Source organism: Flavobacterium omnivorum (assembly GCF_900099915.1).
GTDB classification, from domain to species: domain Bacteria; phylum Bacteroidota; class Bacteroidia; order Flavobacteriales; family Flavobacteriaceae; genus Flavobacterium; species Flavobacterium omnivorum.
The window spans coordinates 19,979-27,056 of sequence record NZ_FNDB01000027.1; the positions used below are offsets into that span (position 1 = coordinate 19,979).

Annotated in this window: 7 protein-coding genes; 3 read left to right on the forward strand and 4 right to left on the reverse strand. The window is 35.4% G+C overall.

All coding sequences use genetic code 11. The features are described 5' to 3' along the window. Positions 1 to 210: 210 nt before the first annotated feature. Both BLS90_RS16005 and BLS90_RS16010 read left to right on the forward strand, forming a co-directional pair. Positions 211 to 834, forward strand: coding sequence for a PASTA domain-containing protein (locus BLS90_RS16005; protein ID WP_091259414.1), 624 nt, complete (start codon positions 211 to 213; stop codon positions 832 to 834). Then, positions 824 to 1,864, forward strand: a complete 1,041-nt coding sequence (locus BLS90_RS16010; protein WP_091259416.1) for an RluA family pseudouridine synthase — start codon at positions 824 to 826, stop codon at positions 1,862 to 1,864. Before BLS90_RS16005 ends, BLS90_RS16010 begins: the two co-directional genes overlap by 11 nt. Positions 1,865 to 1,994: 130 nt before the next feature. Here the strand turns inward: BLS90_RS16010 and cysK are convergent, their stop codons facing one another. The 4 genes from cysK to lpdA form a co-directional block, all read right to left on the reverse strand. Continuing rightward, the gene (gene cysK, locus BLS90_RS16015) at positions 1,995 to 2,909 is read right to left on the reverse strand and encodes a cysteine synthase A (protein WP_091259418.1); all 915 of its coding nucleotides are present in this window, start codon (positions 2,907 to 2,909) and stop codon (positions 1,995 to 1,997) included. A gap of 5 nt (positions 2,910 to 2,914) precedes the next feature. Further along, a complete protein-coding gene (locus BLS90_RS16020; protein WP_139171469.1) occupies positions 2,915 to 3,751 on the reverse strand; it encodes a serine O-acetyltransferase in 837 nt (278 codons plus the stop codon). Positions 3,752 to 4,028: 277 nt separating this feature from the next. Further along, positions 4,029 to 4,817, reverse strand: coding sequence for a hypothetical protein (locus tag BLS90_RS16025; RefSeq protein WP_091259420.1), 789 nt, complete (start codon positions 4,815 to 4,817; stop codon positions 4,029 to 4,031). 334 nt (positions 4,818 to 5,151) lie between these two features. Beyond that, positions 5,152 to 6,540 carry a dihydrolipoyl dehydrogenase gene (lpdA, locus tag BLS90_RS16030; protein ID WP_091259422.1) on the reverse strand — a complete coding sequence of 463 codons (1,389 nt, stop codon included), beginning with the start codon at positions 6,538 to 6,540 and terminating at the stop codon, positions 5,152 to 5,154. A gap of 345 nt (positions 6,541 to 6,885) precedes the next feature. Here lpdA and BLS90_RS16035 point away from each other — a divergent pair. Then, positions 6,886 to 7,078 (forward strand): helix-turn-helix domain-containing protein (locus BLS90_RS16035; protein WP_139171437.1); only part of this gene is annotated, 193 nt, incomplete at its 3' end.

The window sequence follows — 7,078 nt, forward strand, 5'->3', positions numbered from 1 at the left end:
CGTTTTGTTCGTATTTGTTCAAATAAATATAAGGTGTTTTTGACACGAGATTCTAGCCCCGAGAGCAGTGAAAATCCTTTTTATCAGCCTTTTTGGCGGATAAAAAGATTGTAACGAATAGCGGGAAATAGCTCCTAAAAGCTTTAAACAAAATTATCATTTTTTTTGAAACGAAATAGCTTTATCTTTGCCACAAATAAAAATAAATTTATGAGTTTACGTAAGTATCTTACTAGCCGTGTCTTTCTTGTACAAGTATTGATTGCTTTTGCCATTATTGCCGCTTTAGGCTATTTGTTTATGCATTGGTTGACTTTTACCACAGATCACGGTCATGAAATTTCAGTGCCGGATTTGCGTAAGCTTACCGAAGAACAAGTGGAAACCAAACTTGATGAATTAGATTTAGATTACGTGCTGTTGGACAGTGTGGATTATAGAAGTGATTTTCCGCAATACAGTGTGGTAGAGCAAGATCCTACACCTGGAACGAAAGTAAAAGTAGGTAGAAAAATATATATAAAGATTAATACTTCTGGATTTTCGTCTGTTCGAATTCCAGATTTAATTGAAAAAACATATCGTGAAGCCGTGCCTACATTGAAAGCTTTAGGACTTGAAGAAGGTACCGTAACCTATGTGCCAAATCTTGGAAAAGATATGGTTTTAGAAATGCGTTTTAAAGGAAGAAACCTAAAAGTAGGTGACAGAGTCCTGAAATCATCTAAAATCGATTTGGTTTTAGGGGACGGAAAAATGAGTTACCAAGAAGAAGAAAATGCTGTCGATACGCTGGCAGCCCCAATAGAAGAAACACCAGTTGATGAACAATAATAGAGATACCATAGATATAGAAGAGGAGTTATTTGAACATTTCAGATTTGAGGTTCCAAAAGGACAAGCCTCTTTACGAATTGATAAATATTTAATGAGTCTCATCCAAAATGCGACTCGCAACAAAATACAAACTGCCGCAACAGAAGGTAATATTTTTGTAAACGACGCCACGGTAAAGTCAAATTACAAGGTGAAAGCGAATGATGTAGTTCGGGTTATGCTGACTCATCCTCCGTATGAAAATCATATCATTCCGGAGAATATACCGCTTGATATTGTTTATGAAGATGATACGTTATTGTTGATAAACAAACTGCCAGGAATGGTAGTACATCCTGGTCACGGTAATTACACTGGAACGTTAGTGCATGCATTGGCATATCATTTTGATAACTTGCCCATGAACAGCAGTGAGCGTCCCGGATTAGTGCATCGAATCGATAAAGATACTTCTGGCTTGCTGGTTATTGCAAAAACCGAAGCTGCGATGACGCACCTTGCTAAGCAATTTGAAGCAAAAACTTCGGAGAGGGAATATGTAGCTTTAGTTTGGGGAAATGTAACTGAAGATCAAGGAACAATTGAAGGAAGTTTAGCGCGTCACCTTAAAGATCGTATGCAGATGGCCGTTTTTGCTGATCCAGAAATAGGAAAACCTGCTGTTACACATTATAAAGTATTGGAGCGTTTTGGATACGTGACATTGATTTCGTGCCAATTGGAAACCGGAAGAACGCACCAGATTAGAGCCCATTTAAAACATATAGGACATCCTTTATTTAATGATGAGCGTTATGGAGGTCATTTAATTTTGAAAGGAACTACGTTTACAAAATACAAGCAGTTTATTGATAATTGTTTCAAAGCATTGCCAAGGCAGGCTTTACATGCAAAGACTTTAGGTTTTGTGCATCCTACAACCGGTGAGATGATGCGTTTTGATACAGAACTTCCACAGGATTTACAGGATTGTATTGAGAAGTGGAGAGGATATTCCAAATCTCACGGCCCTGACGAAGAAGAGTAAAATAGAAATGCCCCAAATAGTATCTAACTTTTTGGGGCATTTTCATTTTTATGTTTTTTTGTGTTTTTTACAAATTAACTATTATGTACTCAATAATTTTTCGGCATGGAAACTTTAAAAGCATTTTTATTTATACAAACAATCCTTCAATGCTTAAATAATGTTCACCTGTATCATAACAAAAAGTCAATATTTTAGCGTCTTTAGGGATTTCAGCTAATTTCTTTGCTACTGCTGCCAGTGATGCTCCCGAGGAAATACCAACGAACATTCCTTCTTCTTTTGCTGCCCTTTGGGTGTAAGCAAATGCTTCTTCTTTACTCACTTGAATGGTTCCATCTAATAAATCCGTATGTAAGTTTGTAGGGATAAATCCAGCTCCGATTCCTTGAATAGGGTGAGGAGCGGGTGTGCCTCCACTAATTACGGGCGATGCTTCAGGCTCTACGGCATATACTTTTAAGTTAGGGAAATGTTGTTTCAAGATTTCAGCACAACCTGTGATGTGACCACCAGTACCTACGCCAGTGATCATATAATCTAAGCCATCAGGAAATGCTTTTATGATTTCTTGAGCAGTCGTAGTCTTATGAATAGCAATATTTGCAGGGTTGTCAAACTGAAGTGGTGACCACGCATTTGGTATTTCTGTTACCAGATTATTTGCCTTTTCCAGTGCACCTTTCATTCCTTTTTCACGAGGTGTTAAGACAAATTCAGCACCATAGAGGCTCATGAGTCGGCGTCTTTCTATCGACATCGATTCAGGCATAACAAGTATTAATTTATAGCCTTTAACCGCCGCTACCATAGCAAGTCCAATGCCAGTATTTCCAGATGTGGCTTCAATTATGGTACTCCCTTCTTTGAGTAATCCCTTTTCTTCGGCGTCCTCTATCATAGCCAATGCGATTCTATCCTTGATGCTGGCTCCAGGATTAGCACGTTCTAATTTGATCCATACATTATGGTCAGTGCCAAATAAGCGATTGATCTTTACGTGCGGAGTGTTGCCTATAGTTTCGAGTATGTTGTTGTATTTCATAGTATTTAAATAGAGAAAAAATTAATGTCTTTTATTTCTTGTTGGTTCAAAACCGTATTTTTATTTGATTGCATGACGAATGAATATGGATTCATACTTTTGGTTATAAATGTATTACCCCCTACAATGCTATGGTTTCCTATAATAGTGCTTCCACCTAAAATGGTAGCATTGGCATATATTATAACATGATCTTCAACGGTAGGATGTCGTTTTTTTTCTTGCATGCTCTTTTCGACTTGCAACGCTCCCAAAGTAACTCCTTGATAAATACTGACATATTTTCCAATGATGGTGGTCTCGCCAATGACAATTCCAGTACCATGATCAATCATGAATGGAACACCTATTGTGGCACTAGGATGAATGTCAATTCCTGTTTTACTGTGTGCGTATTCGGTAAGAATTCGAGGCAGTAAACAAGCAGTGAGGGAAGCAATCACATTTGCAATTCGATAAACTTCTATAGCGAAAAAGCCTGGATAGGAATTGATAATTTCCTGTATGCAATCCGCAGCGGGATCCGTATCCAATATAGCTTGCGCATCTTTTTGCATGGAGGTATACAAATCAGGAAGGGCAGCATAAAACGCTTCGGCATCATCTAAAATTTGATTAGCTGTTTTATCTTTTACAATCTCCGAAAGTATAGAAATAAAGTTGGCTTTGCTCTGGTCTAACAGCAATTCGATTTGAATCGTTTCTAATGCTTTCTCAGGAAATAATATTTTGAACAAATCGTCAATCCAATTAATAATTTTAGAAGAATCGATGGCTCTGACCCAATTATTACTTTGACTTTCCTGCAGTATATTCGAAAAGCGGTTATTTTCAGTATTCATTTATTTTGGAATAAAATCTAAATTAAGCGAGCAAAAATACTCGAAATACAAAGATAGAGTAGAATTGAATAGTTTCATAACGCTGCTTTGTAAATTAATGTTAATATGTTAAACTCCCACAAAAAAAATATATTGTGTTGCAAATGGTTTTGCATAAAGGTCTTATTTATGAACATAAATCCAGTCTGTATTCATGAGATAGCGCAATAATTAGCACAATTCTAAATCTGATTTATTATTTAAAAATAAGGTAAGTGCGGGATTCCATTTTTTTTTATTAGTCCTTACTAAAAAGTCTGCTTTTTGAACCGATGACTTTGTTGTAAATGACGTCAAAAGAATACTGTTTGATGAAACTATAAATCTTTTTCGTTTCATTTACTTGGAGTAAAGTTGAACGTTTAATACCACGTGCCATTTTAAGTACTGGATCTGTGTTGTCTTCAATTTCGAGTGCTACTATCGATTGTATTAGGTCTTTTTTGAGAATGTGCCCCACCATTCCTTGCTCTGTTATCGCTTTCAATTGATTCCATTTTTCTGCAATTCTTAAATTTTGAATGCTGTGGTAGGTAAAATTTGGTTGTTTATTCACAAAAGTCTTTTTGAGATCCGAAAGTAAAGAATTAGTGCTGTTTAGTTCCAAACTTAAAGTTTCTACCTTAATAATTGAAAATTGTACCGGATTGTTTTTTTTGAAATATAATATACTGTTTACACTTCGATTGCTACTTTCTATTGCTGTATGCTGTTTTTGGACAGTGAATTGTTGACCAGAAATACCATAACTATGTCTAAAATGTCCCTCATTGCAATACGCAAATACAATAGAAGTGTTACTAAATGATTCTATGCTTAGCGTGACATCATCAAAAAAAGTAAGGCTAGCCTGAATAGAGGTAATGCCATTTATGAAAGTAATTCCATCAATGTTTCCCTTAATCAAATCGGTATTTAAGGTTAGTTTAAACTCGTTGTTGTTTGAATTTAAAACTCCATTAAAAGAGGTTTGAATTTCAGTAAAAACTTCATTTAGTGTTCCAGCATTTAAATAAATATTTTTCATAAGACGTATATTTAAACCATTACCAAAAATCGCTTTTGTCTGTTCGACAATTTTGATTTATTCAAAGTACGTAATTAGGTAAGAATATTTTGTTATGTAATTCTGTAGAAAAGTTTCATAATTCTAAGTTAAACTGTTTTTTTAATTAATTTAAGATTATGAATAATAGCTATTTATGTTTTTTTTTATGTGCACGCAAGTGTATAAAGTAAAGAAGTGGTAGTTAAAATGAACTCCTCAATTTAACCTATAAAAAAATCCGATTGGCGTACACCAATCGGATTTGATATTTTGTTGTAGAACTGCAAAAGTGCACTTCTATAGATATATTTATTTACAAGTGAATTACCTCATCATAAGCAGCAGCTACAGCTTCCATAACGGCTTCACTCATCGTTGGATGTGGGTGAATTGATTTTAGGATTTCGTGACCAGTAGTTTCCAGTTTACGTGCTACAACTGCCTCAGCAATCATATCTGTAACTCCGGCTCCAATCATGTGACATCCTAACCATTCTCCGTATTTAGCATCAAAAATTACTTTTACAAAACCATCTGGAGTTCCGGCAGCTTTTGCTTTTCCTGACGCTGAGAAAGGGAATTTACCAATTTTCAATTCGTATCCTTTTTCTTTAGCTTGTTTTTCAGTCAAACCTACAGATGCAATTTCAGGAGTTGCATACGTACAACCTGGAACGTTTCCGTAGTCGATAGGCTCAACGTGAAGTCCTGCAATTTTTTCCACACAATTGATTCCTTCTGCCGAAGCTACATGCGCTAACGCCTGTCCCGGTGTAACATCACCAATGGCGTAATAACCTGGAATGTTAGTTTGGTTGTAGGCATTTACCAAAATTTTATCTTTGTCAGTAGCGATTCCAACTTCCTCTAATCCGATGTTTTCAATGTTAGTTTTGATTCCAACAGCCGATAGCAAAATTTCTGCTTCTAGAACTTCTTCTCCTTTTGCTGTTTTTACAAATGCTTTAACTCCAGCACCAGTAGTATCAATTCTTTCTACTGATGAGCTCGTCATGATTTTGATTCCAGCTTTTTTCAAAGAGCGTTCCATTTGTTTCGAAATGTCTTCGTCTTCAACCGGAACTACATTTGGCATGAATTCTACAATCGTTACATCGGTTCCCATAGAATTGTAAAAATGTGCAAATTCAATTCCAATCGCTCCCGAACCTACAATAATCATCGATTTTGGTTGAGTAGCTAAAGTCATAGCTTTACGGTAACCAATTACTTTTACACCGTCTTGTGGTAAGTTTGGTAACTCACGAGAACGGGCTCCAGTAGCAATGATGATGTGGTCTGCACTGTATTCAGTGACTTTATTGTCTTTGTCAGTAACGTCAATTTTTTTTCCTGGTTTCAGTTTTCCAAAACCGTCAAGCACATCAATTTTATTTTTTTTCATCAAAAATTGAACCCCTTTGCTCATGCCGTCAGCTACTGAACGACTGCGTTGAACGACTGCTGAGAAGTCTTTGTCAAAGGAGGAAACCGTCAATCCATAATCAGCAGCGTGTTTTAGATAATCAAAAACTTGTGCTGATTTTAATAACGCTTTTGTTGGGATACAACCCCAGTTCAAGCATACACCACCTAAGTTTTCTTTTTCTATAACTGCTACTTTAAATCCTAATTGTGATGCTCTAATAGCTGTAACATAACCACCTGGACCACTTCCTAAAACTATAATATCGTATTTCATTTTTTTTGATTTTATTTGAATAGTTGTAAAAATGAATTCGTAAAAACTCATTTTATTTTATTAACTGTTGTTTATTTTGTTGGTGCTGAAATTTGCAAAAGCGCATTTCATTTTGTGTGTTTTTCTTTTTTTAATTGAATGGGCGAATTTAAGAATTTATTCTGTTTTGAGAAAGTTTCAAACGACAAAGTTTAAATAGGGCCTTTTTCTAAAACTAGATTCAATTAGTTAATGCAACTCTCAGGAAAAGGGATAGGATAATTTTTTCAAAAGAAAGGACATTAAAGTCCTCTCCTTCGAATGGAATAAATTGTCTTTATTTACTCCTGACCAAAGTTGTAAATAATGAGCCATTTAACCAGTGAACAAAGGTATACTATTAGTGTATTATTAGAGCAGAATTTCAGTAAAAGCGAAATAGCAATAGTTATTAAAAAAGATAAGTCAGTTTTAACACGAGAGCTAAAACGTAATTGTGATTTACGCAGTGGTAACTATGATTTTGATTTAGCTCAACGAAAATATGAAAAACGACAAA

Bases quoted from the DNA above. Each gene is read 5' to 3' on its own strand.
- BLS90_RS16010 (WP_091259416.1), top strand. From the start codon at position 824: ATGAACAATAATAGAGATACCATAGATATAGAAGAGGAGTTATTTGAA.
- BLS90_RS16020 (WP_139171469.1), bottom strand. From the start codon at position 3,751: ATGAATACTGAAAATAACCGCTTTTCGAATATACTGCAGGAAAGTCAA.
- BLS90_RS16005 (WP_091259414.1), top strand. From the start codon at position 211: ATGAGTTTACGTAAGTATCTTACTAGCCGTGTCTTTCTTGTACAAGTA.
- cysK (WP_091259418.1), bottom strand. From the start codon at position 2,909: ATGAAATACAACAACATACTCGAAACTATAGGCAACACTCCGCACGTA.
- BLS90_RS16025 (WP_091259420.1), bottom strand. From the start codon at position 4,817: ATGAAAAATATTTATTTAAATGCTGGAACACTAAATGAAGTTTTTACT.
- lpdA (WP_091259422.1), bottom strand. From the start codon at position 6,540: ATGAAATACGATATTATAGTTTTAGGAAGTGGTCCAGGTGGTTATGTT.